General features: G+C 57.4%; 20 protein-coding genes, 1 tRNA gene and 1 pseudogene. 11 read left to right on the top strand and 11 right to left on the bottom strand.

Annotated elements, in window-relative coordinates; genetic code table 11:
* Positions 1-23 precede the first annotated feature (23 nt).
* Positions 24-476, bottom strand: coding sequence for a GNAT family N-acetyltransferase (locus BLQ98_RS05610; protein ID WP_093732353.1), 453 nt, complete (start codon positions 474-476; stop codon positions 24-26).
* A 36-nt stretch (positions 477-512) separates the two neighbouring features.
* On the bottom strand, positions 513-992 hold the full coding sequence (locus BLQ98_RS05605; RefSeq protein WP_093732372.1) for an acyl-CoA thioesterase: 480 nt from the start codon (positions 990-992) through the stop codon (positions 513-515).
* A gap of 89 nt (positions 993-1,081) precedes the next feature.
* Here BLQ98_RS05605 and BLQ98_RS05600 point away from each other — a divergent pair, with 89 nt between their 5' ends.
* Complete coding sequence (locus BLQ98_RS05600; protein ID WP_093732352.1) at positions 1,082-2,707, top strand: long-chain-fatty-acid--CoA ligase; 1,626 nt, start codon at positions 1,082-1,084, stop codon at positions 2,705-2,707.
* A gap of 590 nt (positions 2,708-3,297) precedes the next feature.
* On the opposite strand, the gene queF is transcribed toward BLQ98_RS05600, so the two are convergent.
* The 6 genes from queF to BLQ98_RS05570 all read right to left on the bottom strand — a co-directional run bounded on the left by queF (position 3,298) and on the right by BLQ98_RS05570 (position 7,104).
* Positions 3,298-3,759 (bottom strand): preQ(1) synthase, encoded by a 462-nt coding sequence (gene queF, locus BLQ98_RS05595; RefSeq protein WP_093732351.1) that lies wholly within the window; start codon positions 3,757-3,759, stop codon positions 3,298-3,300.
* Between the two features lie 18 nt (positions 3,760-3,777).
* Positions 3,778-4,488 (bottom strand): 7-carboxy-7-deazaguanine synthase QueE, encoded by a 711-nt coding sequence (gene queE / locus BLQ98_RS05590; protein ID WP_093732350.1) that lies wholly within the window; start codon positions 4,486-4,488, stop codon positions 3,778-3,780.
* Positions 4,485-4,838, bottom strand: a complete 354-nt coding sequence (gene queD, locus BLQ98_RS05585) for a 6-carboxytetrahydropterin synthase QueD (protein WP_093732349.1) — start codon at positions 4,836-4,838, stop codon at positions 4,485-4,487. The genes queE and queD overlap by 4 nt, the downstream gene beginning before the upstream one ends.
* Positions 4,838-5,539: a 7-cyano-7-deazaguanine synthase QueC gene (gene queC / locus BLQ98_RS05580; protein ID WP_093732348.1), complete on the bottom strand. Its 702-nt coding sequence runs from the start codon at positions 5,537-5,539 to the stop codon at positions 4,838-4,840. Before queC ends, queD begins: the two co-directional genes overlap by 1 nt.
* Before the next feature lie 220 nt (positions 5,540-5,759).
* Positions 5,760-6,356: an SDR family oxidoreductase gene (locus BLQ98_RS05575; RefSeq protein WP_093732347.1), complete on the bottom strand. Its 597-nt coding sequence runs from the start codon at positions 6,354-6,356 to the stop codon at positions 5,760-5,762.
* 73 nt (positions 6,357-6,429) lie between these two features.
* Positions 6,430-7,104 carry a type 1 glutamine amidotransferase domain-containing protein gene (locus BLQ98_RS05570; protein WP_093732346.1) on the bottom strand — a complete coding sequence of 225 codons (675 nt, stop codon included), beginning with the start codon at positions 7,102-7,104 and terminating at the stop codon, positions 6,430-6,432.
* Between the two features lie 230 nt (positions 7,105-7,334).
* Here BLQ98_RS05570 and BLQ98_RS05565 point away from each other — a divergent pair, with 230 nt between their 5' ends.
* The 6 genes and pseudogenes from BLQ98_RS05565 to BLQ98_RS05540 all read left to right on the top strand — a co-directional run.
* Positions 7,335-8,570 carry a glutathionylspermidine synthase family protein gene (locus tag BLQ98_RS05565; RefSeq protein WP_093732345.1) on the top strand — a complete coding sequence of 412 codons (1,236 nt, stop codon included), beginning with the start codon at positions 7,335-7,337 and terminating at the stop codon, positions 8,568-8,570.
* 43 nt (positions 8,571-8,613) lie between these two features.
* A complete protein-coding gene (locus BLQ98_RS05560; RefSeq protein ID WP_093732344.1) occupies positions 8,614-9,195 on the top strand; it encodes a DUF1190 domain-containing protein in 582 nt (193 codons plus the stop codon).
* A 329-nt stretch (positions 9,196-9,524) separates the two neighbouring features.
* The gene (locus BLQ98_RS05555; RefSeq protein WP_244148374.1) at positions 9,525-11,615 is read left to right on the top strand and encodes an ATP-binding protein; all 2,091 of its coding nucleotides are present in this window, start codon (positions 9,525-9,527) and stop codon (positions 11,613-11,615) included.
* A 162-nt stretch (positions 11,616-11,777) separates the two neighbouring features.
* Complete coding sequence (locus BLQ98_RS05550) at positions 11,778-12,188, top strand: carbon-nitrogen hydrolase family protein (RefSeq protein ID WP_093732343.1); 411 nt, start codon at positions 11,778-11,780, stop codon at positions 12,186-12,188.
* A gap of 26 nt (positions 12,189-12,214) precedes the next feature.
* Positions 12,215-12,658, top strand: coding sequence for a carbon-nitrogen hydrolase family protein (locus BLQ98_RS05545; protein WP_141135303.1), 444 nt, complete (start codon positions 12,215-12,217; stop codon positions 12,656-12,658).
* Positions 12,659-12,770: 112 nt separating this feature from the next.
* Positions 12,771-12,899 (top strand): annotated as a pseudogene (locus BLQ98_RS05540) (transposase); the annotation flags it as partial.
* 77 nt (positions 12,900-12,976) lie between these two features.
* Here the strand turns inward: BLQ98_RS05540 and BLQ98_RS05535 are convergent.
* Positions 12,977-13,053, bottom strand: a tRNA-Ile gene (locus tag BLQ98_RS05535).
* A gap of 136 nt (positions 13,054-13,189) precedes the next feature.
* Here BLQ98_RS05535 and purM point away from each other — a divergent pair.
* The 3 genes from purM (at position 13,190) to rnd (ending at position 16,060) form a co-directional block, all read left to right on the top strand.
* A complete protein-coding gene (gene purM / locus BLQ98_RS05530) occupies positions 13,190-14,236 on the top strand; it encodes a phosphoribosylformylglycinamidine cyclo-ligase (RefSeq protein ID WP_093732341.1) in 1,047 nt (348 codons plus the stop codon).
* Positions 14,233-14,829: a phosphoribosylglycinamide formyltransferase gene (gene purN, locus BLQ98_RS05525; protein ID WP_093732340.1), complete on the top strand. Its 597-nt coding sequence runs from the start codon at positions 14,233-14,235 to the stop codon at positions 14,827-14,829. Before purM ends, purN begins: the two co-directional genes overlap by 4 nt.
* A 73-nt stretch (positions 14,830-14,902) precedes the next feature.
* Positions 14,903-16,060 (top strand): ribonuclease D, encoded by a 1,158-nt coding sequence (gene rnd / locus BLQ98_RS05520; RefSeq protein WP_093732339.1) that lies wholly within the window; start codon positions 14,903-14,905, stop codon positions 16,058-16,060.
* Between the two features lie 35 nt (positions 16,061-16,095).
* Here the strand turns inward: rnd and BLQ98_RS05515 are convergent, their stop codons facing one another.
* A complete protein-coding gene (locus BLQ98_RS05515; protein ID WP_093732338.1) occupies positions 16,096-16,617 on the bottom strand; it encodes a hypothetical protein in 522 nt (173 codons plus the stop codon).
* 120 nt (positions 16,618-16,737) lie between these two features.
* Here BLQ98_RS05515 and BLQ98_RS05510 point away from each other — a divergent pair, with 120 nt between their 5' ends.
* The gene (locus tag BLQ98_RS05510) at positions 16,738-17,148 is read left to right on the top strand and encodes a SufE family protein (RefSeq protein ID WP_093732370.1); all 411 of its coding nucleotides are present in this window, start codon (positions 16,738-16,740) and stop codon (positions 17,146-17,148) included.
* A 61-nt stretch (positions 17,149-17,209) separates the two neighbouring features.
* Here BLQ98_RS05510 and BLQ98_RS05505 read toward each other — a convergent pair whose 3' ends face one another.
* Positions 17,210-17,848, bottom strand: a complete 639-nt coding sequence (locus BLQ98_RS05505; RefSeq protein ID WP_093732337.1) for a DUF1638 domain-containing protein — start codon at positions 17,846-17,848, stop codon at positions 17,210-17,212.
* Positions 17,849-17,856: the final 8 nt, after the last annotated feature.

Here is a 17,856-nt window from a genome sequence, read left to right as displayed (position 1 = left end):
AGCCGCACGTATGACGCTGAATATTACCCATTAACCTTAATGTCGTAGGTCACCCAGCTCGTGCGGGTCGCCAGCTTGTCATACACGCCGCGGCCACGATAGTTGTCGTCTGCCGTGATCCAACGCACGGTACCCCACCCTTTTTGCTGCGCCACCGCCTCTACCGCTTTGATCAGCGATTGGGCGGCACCGGTGCCACGCGCCTGAGGGCTGACAAACAGGTCGTCCAGAAAACAGTTCGTCATCGCGCGCAGCTGACTGACAAACGAGCGATAGTGGGTGAAGCCAACGATGGTGCCTTTCTCATCCTGCGCCACGATGCACTTGCTACCGTGATCTGCGTCCATCAGCCAGCCATAGACGGTCTCGCGCATTTTGGCGGTCTGATCGACCTTGTAAAAGGCGGCATATCCGGCAAAGAGATCTTCCCAAGCGCTGCGATCCGCGGCTTTCATAGGGCGGGTAGAGATGGTCATATCATGTGGTCCTCTTCTCGGGTTAGCCCGCAACGGTTACCCTTCGGGACGGGCGTCTTCCGTCTGCTCAAAATACTGCTTTAAACGGTCGGGCAGGGGATATCGGCCAGCGCCGTCCCGCTCTAGCAGCACCAGTATACATTCAAAGGTCGCGCGCAGCTCGTTGCCGACCCAGACCTCCTGCGCCAGCGCGTAAGAGGTGTTGCGAAAGCTGGTACAGCGACAGGTCACGATGTAATTCTCACGCTCCAGCATCTCTTGCACATAGCGGATCGACCCTGATCGGATTACCACGCGCGGACCGGGGCTATCGATTAGCCCACGTTCGACCAACGACTGTGTGTACCGGATCCGCAACCGTTCGAACCATTCGAAATAGACGGTATTGTTGACGTGGTTATTTGTGTCCAAATCAGAGAACCGGACCTGATCTGCCATGGCCAGCGGCTGGGGCGTGGACATACCGGCGGCACGCTGTTGTTCGGGGGAAAGCGGGGTATGGTAAATGACTGTCATAAAACCCTGCGTAAGCAGCAATGAGCGCGCTTGCAAGACCGGGGTGATTTGTCCATTTTGCACCCAACGAACAAATGGGAGGATACGCCATGCTTGGCCAAATGATGAATAAGCCACTGCTGATTTCGAGCTTGATCGAACACGCACAACGTTTCCACAGCGAGACAGAAATCGTTTCGGTCAAGACCACCGGCGGGCTGGAACAGACCTCGTGGGGGCAGGTTGCGCGCAATGCCCGTGCGCTTGCGTCGGCGCTGACCAATCTGGGTCTGGACCCGCAAGCCCGTTGCGGCACCATCGCTTGGAACAACCGTCGCCACCTTGAAATCTACTTTGGCGCATCGGGCGGTGGCTTTGTCTGTCACACCATCAACCCGCGTCTGTTCCCCGAACAGCTGGTCTATATCCTGAACCACGCCGAAGATAAGGTGCTGTTCATCGATAAGACCTTCGTGCCCCTGATTGCAGGCATTCAAGACAAGCTTGAGCATCTCGAACATGTCGTTCTGATGGAAGGCACCGACGAAGAGGCCGCCGCGCAACTGCCCGGCATCAAGTTCTATGACGATTTTATCGCCAGCGGCGACCCCGAGTTTATCTGGCCCGATCTGGACGAGAACACCGCATCGAGCCTGTGCTACACCTCTGGTACCACCGGCAACCCCAAGGGCGTTCTGTATTCGCACCGCTCTACCGTGCTGCACAGCTTTGGCATCAACTTGGCCGACAGCATCGCGATCACCGCGAAAGACGTGGTTCTGCCCGTTGTGCCCATGTTCCACGTCAACGCTTGGGGCGCGCCCTATGCCTGCGCGATGGTCGGTGCCGCGATGGTGATGCCCGGCCCGGGTCTGGATGGCCCGTCGCTGGTAAAGCTGATTGATGAGAACCACGTATCGCTCGCGCTTGGCGTGCCGACCATTTGGCTGGGCCTGCTGAAGGAAGCAGCCAAGATCGGCAGCACGCTTGAAAGCTTGCAGCGTACGGTCGTCGGTGGGTCAGCCTGCCCGCCGTCGATGATGACGACCTTCCGTGAGAAATACGGGGTAGAGACGATCCACGCGTGGGGCATGACAGAAATGTCGCCCGTAGGCAGCATCAACCAGCTGCTGGCCAAACACAGCAAGCTGCCCGCAGCAGAGCAGAACAAGCTACGCGAAAACCAAGGCCGTCCGGTTTACGGCGTTGATCTCGAAATTCTTGATGACGACGGCAATCCTGTTGCTCATGATGGCGTGACGCAGGGTGATTTGGTCACCAAAGGGTACTGGATCCTTGATAGCTATTTCCGCAAGACACGCAGCGAGACGTTGAACAAGGACGGTTGGTTTGACACGGGCGACGTGGCGACAATGGATGCTGACGGCTACGTCACAATCCGTGACCGATCCAAGGACATCATCAAGTCGGGTGGGGAGTGGATCAGCTCTGTCGAGCTGGAAAACATCGCGATCGCTCACCCCCAGATCGCCGACGCTGCGGTCATCGGGGCGCGCCACGAGAAATGGGACGAACGCCCTATCCTGATTGCCGTGAAGGCTGAAGGTCAGGACCCGAGCGAGGCGGATGTCTTGTCGATTTTCGAGGATAAGATCGCTAAGTGGCAGATCCCCGACTGCGTCGTCTTCACCGAAGCGTTGCCACGGAACGCAACCGGTAAAGTGCTCAAGCGCGATCTGCGCGAAAGCTTTGGCGAAGTGTTGATAAACGGCTAAGTAAAGCCAACACTGGGGCAGGTTTGCTGCGCCGGTGTTCAGCCCTATTTCTGTCCCATCTGCGAAATATCAACGGGGCAGAGTGTTCATATACGGTCTTACATGGCGCGGCCAATGTCAGACGTAGGTTTGTCGCCTACATCTGCACCGCGTGCAGACCTTTTGGGGCATGGTCGTGCTGTCACGCCATTTGTGAAAGTTGAGTTTGCACGGCACGCGTGAAAGCGTCCGAACGAGCTTCGAAATCATGTGTCACCTGAGATGTTTGCCAATCAATAATGGCAAAAAATTAAAATGGGTAATCGTAAATACTTACTAGTTATCTCGATATTAATGCAATTTAAAGGCGCATTGTCCAGAGGGCGTTATGCTTTAGCGTTAACTTTTAACGCCGCGGCGGTTGATAGGTTGGGTTAATAGCTTACCTGCAGGCTGAAGCTGGTCAGGCTCTTTCGTACTCAACATCAAGGGCCTACGCGCTGCGCTCCTCCTGAAAGAAAACCTTCCATTGCCCATATAAAGGCCGCGGAGTAGGGGATCCACTACGCGGCCTTCTTTACCTAAGTTTGAATTTTCCGGCTTCGCAACTGTCACCCGCGTCCGCGATAAGGCGGCACACCTTGGTCCGGGATCCAGACATTTTTCGGCGTTTCGCCGGTCTGCCAGAATACGTCGATGGGAATGCCGCCGCGTGGGTACCAATAGCCACCGATGCGCAGCCAGCGCGGCGATAGCAGTCCGACCAGGCGGCGACCGATCGAGACGGTGCAATCTTCGTGAAATGCACCGTGGTTGCGGAACGCGCCCAGATACAGCTTGAGCGATTTGGACTCGACCAGATACTGATCCGGTACGTAGTCGATCACCAGATGCGCAAAGTCGGGCTGGCCGGTCATCGGGCAAAGCGACGTAAATTCGGGCGCGGTAAAGCGGACGCAATAATCAACGTCAGCTTGCGGGTTTGACACCTTTTCCAACATCGCTTCTTCCGGTGACGCGGGAAGCTCGGTCTTCCCGCCAAGCTGCTGCAAATCGCTATAAATCGTTTCCATAAAGTCTCCTGAGGCGGGTCAGACCCCGCGTTTGTTGCCCCAAAGCAGTACATGTAGCTGCGGCAGAAGGCGCGGGGTGAACCAGCGGTCGGCCATGGTTTTATCAACCAGCCAAAGTAGTTTATCCGCCAATATCTGCGGATCGACGGCGACGTTGGGGTCTACCTCATCGTTGCCCGGTTGCAGATAGAGTGGCATCTTGGGATAGCGTGCGGCGGCGTCGCGGGCCCATTGATAGTCGGCGTCATCGAAGATCACGATCTTCATCACCACTTGGCCTGCGGTTTCACCTGCGACGACACACCGATCGAACGCGGCCCAGTCAACGGTTTCACTGCTCGACGGCGGCTTGGGGCTCAGCACAAGGCAATCCAGCTGGGCGAACCACGGCTTCGCGATGGAACCTTGCGTCTCGCAAGCAAAACGATAGCCGGCGGCCTGACCCAATTGGATCAGCGGGGCAAAGTCCTGAATGGCGGGATTGCCGCCCGACAGCGACACGGTTAACGGCGCGTCTCCTGATAGGCGCTGCACCTCCTGCCAGACCGCATCAGAGGACATCGCGGCCCAATCGTGGCGAAACGCGGGGTCAACCGCATGCATGCTATCGCACCACGCGCAGCGATAATCACATCCGCCAGTGCGCACGAAGACAGTGGGCTCACCAATCAGCGCGCCTTCGCCCTGAATGGTGGGGCCGAAAATTTCGGCGATGCGCAGTTGGCTCATGGGCGGTACTCTGCCCAGGTTTTGGGCGTTTCGCTGACCTTGACGGCTGTGGTTTCAGGCCAACGGCCCGCACACCATTCATACAGATGCCGTGCCATGTTTTCGCCGGTGGATGCGAAATCGAGCACGTCGTTCAGATGGCGGTGATCGAATGTCTCGTCGATATAAGTCTTGAACGGCTTCAGTTCGCCGTAGTCGCGGACAAAACCATCAACGTTCAGTTCTTCGGCCCGAAGTTCGACCACCACGACATAGTTATGCCCGTGCAGGCGGGCACATTGATGATCCTCGGGCAGATGTGAAAGCTGGTGGGAGGCGGAAAAGTGAAACTCTTTGGTGATTGTGAACATCAGGCGAGGATGCTGCGTTTGATAGCCTCTGCCCAGAAGTCAGGGTCTTCGTATTGTGTGGGGTCGGTCACGCCTGCAAGGTCGAACGCCTCGCGCCGTTCCACGCACGTGCCGCACCGCCCGCAGTGATGCGCCCCGCCTTTATAGCACGACCATGTCTCTGCAAAGGGGGTGTTGTGGCGCTGCCCTTCAGTCACGATATCGGCCTTGGTCCGGTGGACGAACGGCGTATACAGCGATACGTCTGCATAGCCATCCAGAGCCATATATTGCATGAACTCAAACGCTTGGGTGAAATCGGGGCGACAGTCGGGATAGATAAAGTGATCACCCCCATGCACCGCGGTTGCGACGGCCTGATCCCCGCGTGCCGCCGCGATCCCGTAAGCGACCGACAGCATGATTGCGTTGCGGTTGGGCACAACGGTGACGCGCATGGTATCTTCGGCGTAATGCCCGTCGGGTACGGCAATATCATCGGTCAACGCCGAGCCCGTCAATGCGGCCCCAATGCCGCGCATGTCGATGATATCATGGGGGACGCCAAGACGCGTTGCACATAGTGCCGCGTAATCCAGCTCTTTGCGGTGCCGCTGGCCATAGTCGAAAGACACTAGGCCCGTCAGCTTGCGTTGCGCCGACACCATATGAGCAAGCGACACAGAATCTAATCCGCCGGAGCAGACAACAATCGTTTTCATATCTTAACCCTTGTTTTGATACCCGGGTAGGCTGCGACCGGGAAGGCGCCTGATAAACGAGGTGACCAAAGATGCCAAGGGGGGCAGCTGTCACAAATTCCTTAGATGCAACAGGTCGGGACAGCTCTACGTAGAAACGCCGCCAGAGTAGAAAACTCTGGCGGCGTTACGGTGCAGATGCGCTAGCGGGTGGGAGGAAACCGCAAAAAACGCGTGAGGCTTAGGCCGATTGCATCAATAGCGCTTTGTTTTTCCACTCAGGGTCGGACACCGCTTTGACCAACGCCGCTGCCACATCGCCACGCGCCGCTTTCGCTTTTGCGTCCACGTCGTCACCAAAAATCATGTTGCGGTTACCCGCATCGTCCGTCAGCGCGACGGGGCGCAGTATGGCGTATTCCATGCCTGAATTCTGCAAGTGCACATCAGCGTCGTGTTTTGCTTGCAGGTAATGCGCAAGTTCGCTGTCGGGGTCGGGGGTATCCGCACCGACACTGCTTAGCATTACAAAGCGCGAGACATCCGACCTGGCGGCAATATCGATAAGATCTTTGGCACCGTCACGGTCAACCTTATCGGTCATCTCTGGCCCAGATGATCCGCCGGACCCTGCGGCAAAGATCACGGCGTCACAGCCTTCGCAGGCGTCGGAGGTCAGGTTGGTCAGATCGCCTTTGCGCAGCACCACATCGGAGGCAAGCGCGCTGGTGTCAGAAGAATCCCGGACCAGTGCGATTGGCGTGTGCCCCTGCTCTCGCAGTTGTTCGGTGACACGGATGCCGGTTTTGCCGGTCGCGCCGGCAACAAGAATGTTCATTGAAATGGTCCTTTTCAGCTGAGTCGCTGTAGAAAGGTCCCCTGTGCACAAGCCGCGCGCAGGGGACGATATCTTATAGAAGCGACAAGAGTTTATGCGCCGCTTCCTCGGAGGACGCGGGGTTCTGTCCGGTAACCAGCTTGCCATCGGTCACAACAAAGGATGCCCAGTCGTCACCCTTCTTATAGGTGCCGCCATTGGATTTAAGCATATCCTCGACAAGGAAAGGCACAACGTCCGTCAGGCCCACGGCCTCTTCTTCGGTGTTGGTGAAACCGGTGACGGTTTTGCCAGATACCAGCGGTTTGTCGTCCGTACCTTTGGTGTGTTTGAACACCGCGGGCGCATGGCAGACGGCCCCGACGGGGCGGTCGCTGGCGGCAAAGGTTTCGATCAGGTTGATGCTGGCCTTGTCTTCGGCCAGATCCCACAGCGGGCCGTGACCGCCGGGGTAGAAGATCGCGTCGTAACCGTCAGCCGATACGTCTGACAGCACTTTGGTGTTGGCCAGTTCTTTTTGCGCAGCATCGTCGCCCTTGAACCGTTTTGTCGCTTCGGTCTGCGCATCATCTGCATCGCTGGACGGATCAAGTGGCGGCTGCCCGCCCTTGGGCGATGCCAATGTGACTTCTGCGCCTGCATCTTTGAACACGTAGTAGGGGGCCGCGAACTCTTCGAGCCAGAAACCGGTTTTGTTACCAGTGTCGCCCAGCTTGTCGTGGGAGGTGAGTACCATGAGAATTTTCATGTTTATGGGCCTTTCATTTCATTTCGCCATACCGATCGGGGCGTCATGGGTGACACCGCAATATCGACCGCGTAGACCGAATAACGATTGGGGCGCGCGGGTTGTTCCCAACCCTATCTGACGTTTTTGTGACTTGCGCAGGCACGGGCGCAGCAACAGGCGAAGCACACTGGCATCGCGAGGGCAAAGCGACTAAACCCGCGGTAGTTTTTGCGGGGGAGTTTCGCCGGATGCACAAGATCGAAATAGCAGAGCGGCCGCATTGGCGCGACCATGCGAAAGAGGTCGGCTTTAGCTTTGCGGATATGCACGGCGAACCCTATTGGGATGAAACATCCGCCTATGCGTTTTCGCTCGACCAGATCGAGAATGACATTGAAGACCCCGCAACTGCGCTGCACAGCATGTGCCGCGAGGCGGTGGATCATATTCTAGCCAGCGAAGAGCTGCTGGACAGGCTTGCGATCCCAGAAGGTCACCGCGACCTCGTCGCCGACAGCTGGAAACGGGCTGATCCCGAAATCTATGGCCGTTTTGATCTGGCCTATGACGGGCAGGGGCCTGCCAAGCTGTTAGAATACAACGCCGACACACCCACGTCGCTCTATGAAAGTGCCGCGTTCCAGTGGCAGTGGCTGGAGGACCATCTTGAGGCAGGCACGCTGCCCGAAGGGGCCGACCAGTTCAACGGTATCCACGAAGCCTTGGTCGCACGGTTTGCGGATGTGTTCGAACCCGACAGCGATCTTCATTTCACGGCGGTCGCGGGCAATCCCGAAGACTACGGCACCGTCGAAGCGATGGGATGGGCCGCCCGAGAAGCGGGGCTTGGGGCACATTATTTCGACCTAGATAAAATTGCACTAAGCGATGACGGGCAGTTTCTGGATGACGAAGACCGCCGGATCGCCGTGTTGTTCAAGCTCTACCCGTGGGAAGACCTGTTGCGCGATGACTATGCCGACCACATCGCCGGATCGGGCTGTCTGTTTCTTGAACCCGCGTGGAAAGCGCTGCTGTCTAACAAGGGTCTGCTACCCGTGCTGTGGGAGATGTTCGAGGATCATCCGAACCTGCTGCCGGCGTTCTTTGAGCAGGACGTGGGCGAAGCGATGGCGGGGCGCGGGTCTGTCACAGGGCGTGCGGCCGATGCCTTTGACCGTGCGCGGGCAGGGCTCGCGCGGGCCCATGTGCGCAAACCGATCCTGTCGCGCGAGGGCGCATCGGTCGAGATTGTGAAATCCGGCCAGATCATAGAAAGCGCCAGCAACACAGACTACGCCGAACATCCGCGTATTCTTCAGGCCTATGCGCCATTGCCGACATTTGACGGGATGCGTCCGGTTGTCGGCGCTTGGATCATCGGGCAAGAATGTGTCGGGATCGGCCTGCGTGAGGATCGCACTCGGATCACGCAGGACCTGTCCCGTTTCAAACCCCATTACATTGCACCATATTCCGGTTAGCATCGTTCCCCAATCGCCGAACCACAGCAGAAAGCAGATCATCATGACAAAACGGTCAAAACGCGTCGCAATCGCGATCATCGGCGCCACCGCCTTTACTCTGGCCGGCTGCCGCGACGAAAAGATTGATGCCGCAGCGTTCCCTGACGTGCAAAGCTGCAAGAACGAGGCGTCGTTTGGCGGCACGTTCACCGGTGCCGATTGCGAGACAGCCTTTGCCGAAGCCGAGACACTGCACGTTGAATCAGCCCCCCGCTATAACAGCGTCGAAGTTTGCGAAGAGCAGCACGGTGTGGGGGCTTGCGGGTCAGAGGCGCAGCAGACCCAAGGCGGGTCGGGCGGTATTTTTATGCCGTTGCTAGCGGGCTATCTGATCGGGAACATGCTTGGCGGACGCTCGGGCATGGCTGCCAGCCAACCGATGTATAAGACGGCGGATGGCAAGTTCACCAACGCGGCGCGCACCAGCACCTACTCCAGCAACAAAGGCGCGGCAAAGCTCAGCACTTCGCAGTTCACCCGCCCCGCGACAACCGCAGGCAAAACGCCCATGACCCGTGCCACCGCGAAATCGCGCGGCGGTTTTGGCAAGGGAGCCAGCGGTCGAACGGGCTTTGGCGGCTAGGGCGCGGGCATAGCTAGTCCGGCGTGATTGGATATGCCGACGCCAAGGCGATCTTTCCTGTGCAGTTAGCATGCTGACGGTTCAGGTGCTGCCTAGCGCGTCCTGTCCAGCGTCGGGTGCGCTGTTGCTTAGTTAGGCATTGGGCGCGTTAGGAAGAGAGTGCGGGGTTTACCCCGAGTTAACAGGTGCAGCATGGCGGCAACACACGGCCGCGAAGGCACTATGCCCAGATAAACTCGATACATTCGCTTGTTTGGTCCCTTAAAATAGGCGTTTGGAAAATCCGCAGCCTAGCTGCGCCCTAGGTGGATGAGCACTTGCCCCGGAGCATGTCGAAAAGGACCCATATTGGCGGCGCGTGGGCGTTGTTCGCATTTTTTAGCGCGACGATCATCATCACCTACGCGGCGGGCCGGATCGATCGGCTTTTATCCGACACATTCACATATGAACTGCGGGCTAAAAGCCACCTCGAAATGCTCGTTATTCGAGAGAACTTTGAACAAATCATCCATGAAAAGATGCTCGCCTTGCGAGAGCTTGCAGTTTTTCTCGGTGAGAACCCGTTTGCAACCCAGAAGGATTTTTCACTGCGGGTTCAGAACATCCGCGAGCTTGATGACATGGTAATCAATGTTGCAGCGGCACCCGATCTTGTCGTGCGTTTGATACATCCGCTAGAGCCGAACATCGGTGCGTTCGGGTTGAACTACCGCACCAACGAGGCACAATATCCGGGCATCGAACGGATGCTATCTGTTGGGACCGAGCTGATGGCGGGACCTGTTGATTTGGTGCAGGGAGGTCAGGGGGTGATCCTGCGCGCCCCGGTATACTGGCCCGCCCCTGATGCTGTCACCGAGGGTGAGGTCAACGAAAGTACACGCCGGCTTTGGGGCATTGTCTCTCTCGTGCTCGACTACCAAGAGTTTCTGGTCGAATCAGGCATACGTGAAGCCGAAGAACGCTATGATATGCTGATCCGGCCAGCCGATGCACAGCCCACAAATGACGCGCTTTTGTTTACCTACGGTGACGAAACCCTCAGGGATGTAGATACTGTTAAGCTCGAGTTCGATTTCTTTTTTGAAGAGTGGGTGCTGGAAGCGCGCACCAAGGGCGGTTGGCCGAAGGTCGCGCCGGATCAGTGGCAAAAACGAGCCATGATCGCTATTGCAGGCCTCATGCTTTTGGGGACTTTGCTGTATGTCCTGCAGGTCTCAGAGCGACGTAAACGCGCCGAGGCGTTGCTTAGCAGTGGCATCGAAGCGCTAAACGATGGTTTTGTAATGTTCGACGCACAGGATCGGCTGTTGCTGAGCAATTCGAAATACAAAGAAATGTATGATCTGCCAAACGAACTCCTGAGACGCGGGACACCGTTCGAAGTGTTGCTGCGCAGCGGGGTGAACAGCAAGCAGTTCCCCGTAGGTCGGTTTGACGAAGCCGAATGGATCGAACGCCGGCTTGCGGTTCACCGTCAGTCGCATACCCTTGAAACTGAACAGCATTTGGCGGACGGCCGGGTGATCAAAGCGTCGGATCGACCGCTGGCCGATGGCAGCTATGTCGGGCTGCGTGTCGACGTGACCGAGCTAAGCCATGCCAAAGATGCGGCGGAGGCCGCGAGCAAGGCCAAAACGAACTTTATGGGTGTGCTTAGCCACGAACTTCGTACCCCGCTCACCGTCATCATGGGCGTGGCCCAACTGTCGCGCAATGCGCGCATGCTATCCGCCTCCAAAGCGTTGCTGAAGGGGTATGAAGCCGGCGATATCAGCCCTTCAGAAGCCAAGCGACTGCTAGACCAGATGTACGACCAGCTGTCTGATTTGATGAACCGGCTTGTCCAATCTGGGGATCATCTGCTGCATCTAATCAACGAGATTCTTGATGTGGCCAAAATCGAATCCGGCAGTCTGGTCATCGAGCCTACGCATTGTGCGGTGCAGGATATTGTCGATCCGGTCATTGAGCAGCTCAATACCTTGTCGAGCAAGAAAGGTCTGGCCTTTGACGTGATCCAAGAGGCCGACGTGGTTTTCGCCGACAAATTCCGCGCGCGGCAAATCCTGTTTAACCTAATTGGCAATGCGATCAAATTCACCGACACCGGATTTGTCCGCCTGGTGGTGAAGCCCGTCGGTGATGTCGTCAAATTCGAGGTCCACGACAGCGGCGCAGGCATCGCCGAAGCAGAGCTGCAAAGCATTTTCGAAGTCTTCTATCAGGTCGATTCATCCGCGACCCGTCGTGCGGGGGGCACTGGCATGGGTCTCGCCATTTCGCGCAGTCTGGCAGAAATGCAGGGCGGTGACCTGAGCGTGTCAAGCGTCGTGGGGCAGGGCAGCTGCTTTACCCTAACGCTCCCCATCAGTGCGGATCCAAACGCCGGCAAACCGGCTGCCAAAGTGGGGTAGTGACCTGTTTCAGCAATAGTGTCGTTTCCTAAGGAATAAGAAAGTTCGAACCCCAGCTCCTCGGACATTCAAGGGTTTAGCGTTTTTAGCGAGAAACGTGTTGTAGAGCGTGTCTTGCGCACTACATCCTGTCCGACCACACCTAATTGAGCAGGGATGCATATGGAACACGTCTCAATCGATCTCTGGGCGTCAAATCTTGAACCCGTTGTCCCTGACCTTGCAACATGGCTTGCTGAGCTTGAGGCGCGTGTCGCACAGACCGCTGCACGTGGCGGGCATATGCTTGTTCTTCCAGAATTTGCGTGTGCGCAGTGGTTAAGTTTTGCGCCGGTGGATCTGCCTACCGCGAACACGATGGGGTGGCTTTATGAATGCGGCGAGATCGCATTGGATGCCGTTGCAGATATGTCCGCGCGCCACGGTATTTCGATCCTCGCGGGCACGATACCTTTTGCTGCAGGATACAAGGACGGCACGCCAACATATCTAAACCGTGCGTGGCTACTGACACCCGAGGGCGCGCGCCACGCGCAGGTGGCGTTACAGTTCATGGTGAAACGATCAATGTGATTGAATGGAATGGTCTTCGCATCGCAATGATCATTTGTCTGGATAGTGAGTTCACCCACCTTTGGTCGCGCCTTGGGCAGCTCGATCTTGATCTGATCATCATTCCCGCCAAAACAGATATGATCACAGGTTATAACAGGGTCTTTAGTTGCGCCCGCCCACGGGCGATTGAGCTTCAGACTGTTGTATGCGTTCTTGGCGCGGTTGGTGTGCCATTTGGGCACCCCCTCACGGACACAGGTGTTGGTGGTGCCAGTGTCTTTTTGCCGTGCGATGTCGGTGTCGCGCTTGACGGTATTCACGCCACGCTTTTACCGCAGACGGCCGCGATGATGACAGATCGGGTTTTGATTGCGACTGATATTCCGGTGGGGGCGTGCCGCAGATTGCGTAACGGACAGGCCGAGGCCGAAGTCTGCCCCGCGATTTGGAACGCTGATCATCTTGCCGTTGTTGACCCTGCCGCCTGATAACATCTGATTTAAAAGGTATGTTTGGCTTTTCGTTCGCTCGCTGACATGCCCCCCGAAACTTCCCTCAGTTTAAGCTAGAGTTTGCTCAACCTTTCGAAGGAGCAAACGAATGCGACAGAGCCGTTTTACTGAAGCCCAGATTATTGGGATGATCAAAGAGCAAGAAGCTGGGATGCCGACCGCAGAGGTGTGTCGCAAAGATGGCCTGAGCCCTGCGCCGTTCTACAAATTCAAAGCCAATGTGGACCACGACATTTGAAGCGTGGTCCACTTTCGAGGAATACGTTCTTCAAGATAAGGCGGGTAAATGGGATTTGGTAGGCCCGGCAGGACTTGAACCCGCAACCAAAGCGTTATGAGCGCTCTGCTCTAACCAATTGAGCTACAGGCCCGCCTGCGCGGTTTGGTAAGGGTGCGGGGGCGGCGCGTCAAGAGATAGAAACGCGTAGATGTGGCTTAGGTGCATTGCACGCCTGCGCAACCTGCTATAACCCGTTTTCGCAAAGGGAACAGGCAGCGGGATGTGTCATGACCAACTCCAAGAACTCGATCACCTACGCGGATGCGGGTGTTGATATTGATGCAGGCAATGCGCTGGTAGAGCGTATCAAGCCAGCGGCCAAGCGCACCAAGCGTCCGGGGGTGATGTCAGGCCTTGGCGGTTTTGGCGCGCTATTCGACCTCAAGGGGGCGGGCTACACCGACCCGATCCTCGTTGCTGCGACCGATGGTGTTGGCACCAAACTGCGGATCGCAATTGATACCGGAAATGTCGATGGCGTTGGCGTCGACCTGGTCGCTATGTGCGTCAACGATCTGGTGTGCCAAGGGGCGGAGCCGCTGTTTTTCCTAGATTATTTCGCAACCGGCAAGCTGGAGACAGAGCAGGCTGCGCGTATCATCGAAGGTATCGCAAAGGGCTGCGAAGGGTCGGGCTGTGCCTTGATCGGCGGCGAAACGGCCGAAATGCCGGGGATGTATTCCGAAGGTGACTTTGACCTCGCGGGGTTCTCTGTCGGGGCGATGGAGCGGGGCGCTGATCTGCCGCGCGATGTGGCGGCAGGCGATGTGCTGCTGGGTCTTGCCTCGGATGGGGTGCATTCCAACGGCTATTCGCTGGTGCGCAAACTGGTTGAAATGTCGGGCTTGGGCTGGGATGCCGATTGCCCTTGGGCGGACGGCACCTTGGGCGAGGTGCTGCTGACGCCAACGCGGCTTTATGTAAAACCGGCGTTGCAGGCTGTGCGGGCAGGCGGCGTCCATGCGCTGGCCCACATCACCGGCGGCGGTCTGACCGAAAACCTGCCACGGGTTCTGCCGGAAGATCTTGGTGCTCGGATTGATCTTGATAGCTGGGAACTACCCGGTGTTTTCAAATGGATGGCTGACATTGGCAGCATGTCGCAAGCCGAAATGCTCAAGACATTCAACTGCGGTGTGGGCATGATCCTGGTGGTCAAGGCCGACGAAGCCGATGCGCTGACGACGCTGCTGACCGACGCGGGCGAAACCGTGTACCCGATGGGCGACGTCACGGATACCACGGGCGTTGCCTATACCGGCAGCCTGCTGTGACCAAACGGGTTGCGATCTTTCTATCCGGTGGCGGGTCAAATATGCGGGCGCTGGTCGACGACATGACCGGCGACCACCCCGCGCGGCCCTGTGTGGTGGTGGCGAATGTGGCAGATGCGGGCGGGATCGCTTGGGCCAAAGAACGGGGCATCCCGACCGAAGTTGTAGAACATAAACCCTTTGCAGGGGATCGCGCCGCTTTTGAAAACGAACTAACCGCGCGTTTGATGCCTCATGCGCCAGATATCATTTGCCTTGCGGGTTTCATGCGCAAGCTGACTGGCGGATTTACCGATGCCTGGGCCGGTCGAATGATCAATATCCATCCCTCGCTTTTGCCACGGTATAAAGGGCTGCACACCCACGCCCGCGCGCTCGAGGCAGGCGATACCCAGCACGGCTGCACAGTGCACGAGGTCACGGCAGCGTTGGATGACGGGCCGATTTTGGGCCAAGCCACCATTCCGGTTATGGCCGGCGACACGCCAGATGATCTGGCGGCGCGGGTTCTGGTGCAAGAACATCGACTTTATCCTGCGGTCCTGCGGCGCTTTGCCAGCGGTAATCGCGATCTTTTAATGCTGGAAGGCTAGGCACGCGGCCTATTGCGCTGAAACCATGCGCTTTTCCATTGCCTGAACGGCTTCCTCTGTCCAAAGTAGCGTTATGAAAACAATCACCACCACCGCTGAACTTGACGCCTACTGCACAGAGGCCGCCAAGTATGATTACGTGACCGTCGATACCGAGTTTCTGCGCGAACGGACGTATTATTCAAAACTTTGCCTGATCCAGCTGGCGATGCCCGGCACGGATGAGTCCAACGCCGTGCTGGTGGACCCGTTGAGCGAAGGCCTGTCACTCGAGCCTTTGTACACGCTGTTCCGTGACACATCGGTGGTCAAGGTCTTCCACGCAGCGCGGCAAGACCTCGAGATTTTCTTTGTTGATGCTGGTGTCTTTCCCAAGCCCTTGTTCGACACGCAGGTCGCAGCCATGGTCTGCGGTTTCGGCGAACAGGTCGGATACGAGACGCTGGTTCGCAAGATTGCACATCAACCTCTTGATAAGACATCACGCTTTACCGATTGGTCGCGGCGCCCACTGAGCGATGCGCAGTTGAAATACGCGGTTGCTGACGTCACGCACCTGCGCCAGATCTATGAGTTTCTCGCCCGTAAGATTGAACAGACGGGCCGTGGCCGCTGGGTTGAGGAAGAGCTTGAGATTCTGACCAGCCCCGACACCTACGTCACGCCCCCGCGCGAAGCTTGGCGACGGGTCAAGACACGGACCAATTCGTCAAAGTTTCTGGCGCTGGTGCGCGAGCTTGCGGCCTTCCGCGAAGAGTATGCCCAAACCCGCAACATCCCGCGCAGCCGCGTCTATAAGGATGACGCGATGGTTGAGCTGGCCAGTAACAAACCGAAGAACCACGAAGAATTGGGCCGTGCCCGTCTATTGCTTCGCGATGCGCGCAAGGGCGAGATTGCGGATGGAATCCTCAAGGCGGTAGAGGCCGGTGTGAACTGTGCGCCTGCGGATATGCCGCAACCAGATCGCAGCCGTGACAAATTGCAGGTCAATCCGGCCCTATCTGATCTGCTGCGGGTCTTGCTCAAGGCGAAATCCGAGAGCGCGGGCGTCGCGGCCAAGCTGATCGCGCCTGCTTCGGACCTTGATGGGATTGCCGCCGGTTTACGCGATGTGGATGCTCTAAAAGGGTGGCGGCGTGAAGTGTTCGGGGAAGATGCACTGCGTTTGTGCAAAGGCGAGATCGCGTTGACCGCCGTAGGGTCTGACCTGAAAGTGGTTGAGCTTTAAGGCTCAACCTTTTGATATCTTTAGTTAGTTAGGGGTTACCTACGCGATGTCATCGCGTTGCGCAGGCCCTCTACGCGGATGGACGACACACCGGTCAGCTTCTGATTCGTCAGTTTGCGCCCCGCTGTAACCTCTCGCGTGGGCTCGGTGCCGATGGCAGTCGCTTCGCTTGGCTCGATGCCCTCAAGGCGATAGGTCAAGACGCCATCAACCGGCAGCTCATCTTCGTTGGCCGGCGTCAGTTGCACTTCGTAGATACCCTGGCGATCCGCACGCCCGGTGGCCCGCACGACGGCACCTCCGGGGACCTCTTCGATCGTGAGATCAATGATCTGTTCGAACGGGCGACCGGTATAGATGACCTCTTTGGACTTAGAGGACGAGAACAACCCTGTTCGCTGCGGAATCAACGGATTATCAGAGGCTTCCTGTCGGGTGATCGGTTCTGACCGGGCACTGCCGAACCAGTTGAACGGGTTCGCACGGCTGTCGCGCACAGTCGCACAGCCTGTCAAAACAAGGGTCGATACCAAGAGGGCTGAAAAGGTCTTGCGCATGGGGTCCGCCGTAGAAATTTCGGTACTATTTGACTAACCCATCCCGGACCTGTTGGGAAGGGGGTGGACCTTTGGCATCGTGCAACCTACCTGTTTGGCAAGCGAAAAGGGGGGCGTACCGTGGCGACAGAGGCATTTGAAGAACTGGTCGAGGATTTCGAATTTCTGGACGATTGGGAAGACCGCTATCGTCACGTGATTGATCTGGGCAAGTCGATGGACCCGTTGGTCGAAGCATTGCGCGTTCCCGCGACCAAGGTGGACGGCTGTGCCAGCCAAGTATGGTTGCACACGCAGTTCGAAAATGGGGCGCTGCATTTTGACGGTGCCAGCGATGCGATGATCGTGTCGGGGTTAATCGCCGTGCTTCAAAAGCTATATAACGGGGTGCCCGCGTCCGAGGTCGGGGCCATTGATGCCCGCGCCGAGATGGGGCGTTTGGGGCTCAACGAACATCTGTCGGCGCAACGGTCCAACGGCCTGACGGCAATGATCGAACGGATTCGCGGCGAGGCAGCGCAGCAGGTTTAAACGCTGGCGTTGCGGGGGCGGCGACAGATGTACCAGTCGAGTTTATTTGGCAAAATGAAGATCAGAGGGTCCGGAGCGTCGTTTCCAGATCACCGTAACCGGTAAAGCGCCGCTCGAACGCGAGGCCGAGCGTTTCAGCACAGGTTTGCGCCTTGGCTGTCAGCGCGGGGTCATCGGTTTGGGCTTGATACACCAGCTTTTTGTAGTTGCCGAAATACATATCGCGCAGTTCCGGGTGGCGGTCGAGCCCCATGGGTTTCATAATAAAAGCATCGAACTGGCGGACCAAAAAATCTGTGAGGTAGAAGGCTGTAAACTCGTCTTCCGAAATTGCAGCGAAGCGATCGTTGCCTTCGAAAAAACTGTAGCAATGAGGACCTGCTACCATCTGAACGCCCAGTTTTTCACACTCTGCCGCGAGCAGCCCGCCGGTCCCGCAATCGGCGTAGACCACAAAGATGTCGTCGTAGGCATCGCGATGTTTGATTACAGCCGCGCGGACTTCTTGCGTTATTTTCTCGGGGTAGAGATGCAGCTTGGCGGGCAGGCAAGTCAGGTCAAGATGGGACCAGCCGTTGGCCTCTTTCAGGTCGAGAATTTCACGTGCAAGGGCACCGCAGGCGATCAATAGAATACGGCCCGTTTGCGGTGCAAGCGGCAAGCCGGTTTCCGTTAGATCGCAGTCCGAAGGCGGTTTCATTTGGGGCT

This window comes from Sulfitobacter litoralis (assembly GCF_900103185.1).
GTDB classification, from domain to species: Bacteria; Pseudomonadota; Alphaproteobacteria; order Rhodobacterales; family Rhodobacteraceae; genus Sulfitobacter; species Sulfitobacter litoralis.
This window is presented reverse-complemented; position numbering and strand designations above follow the sequence as displayed.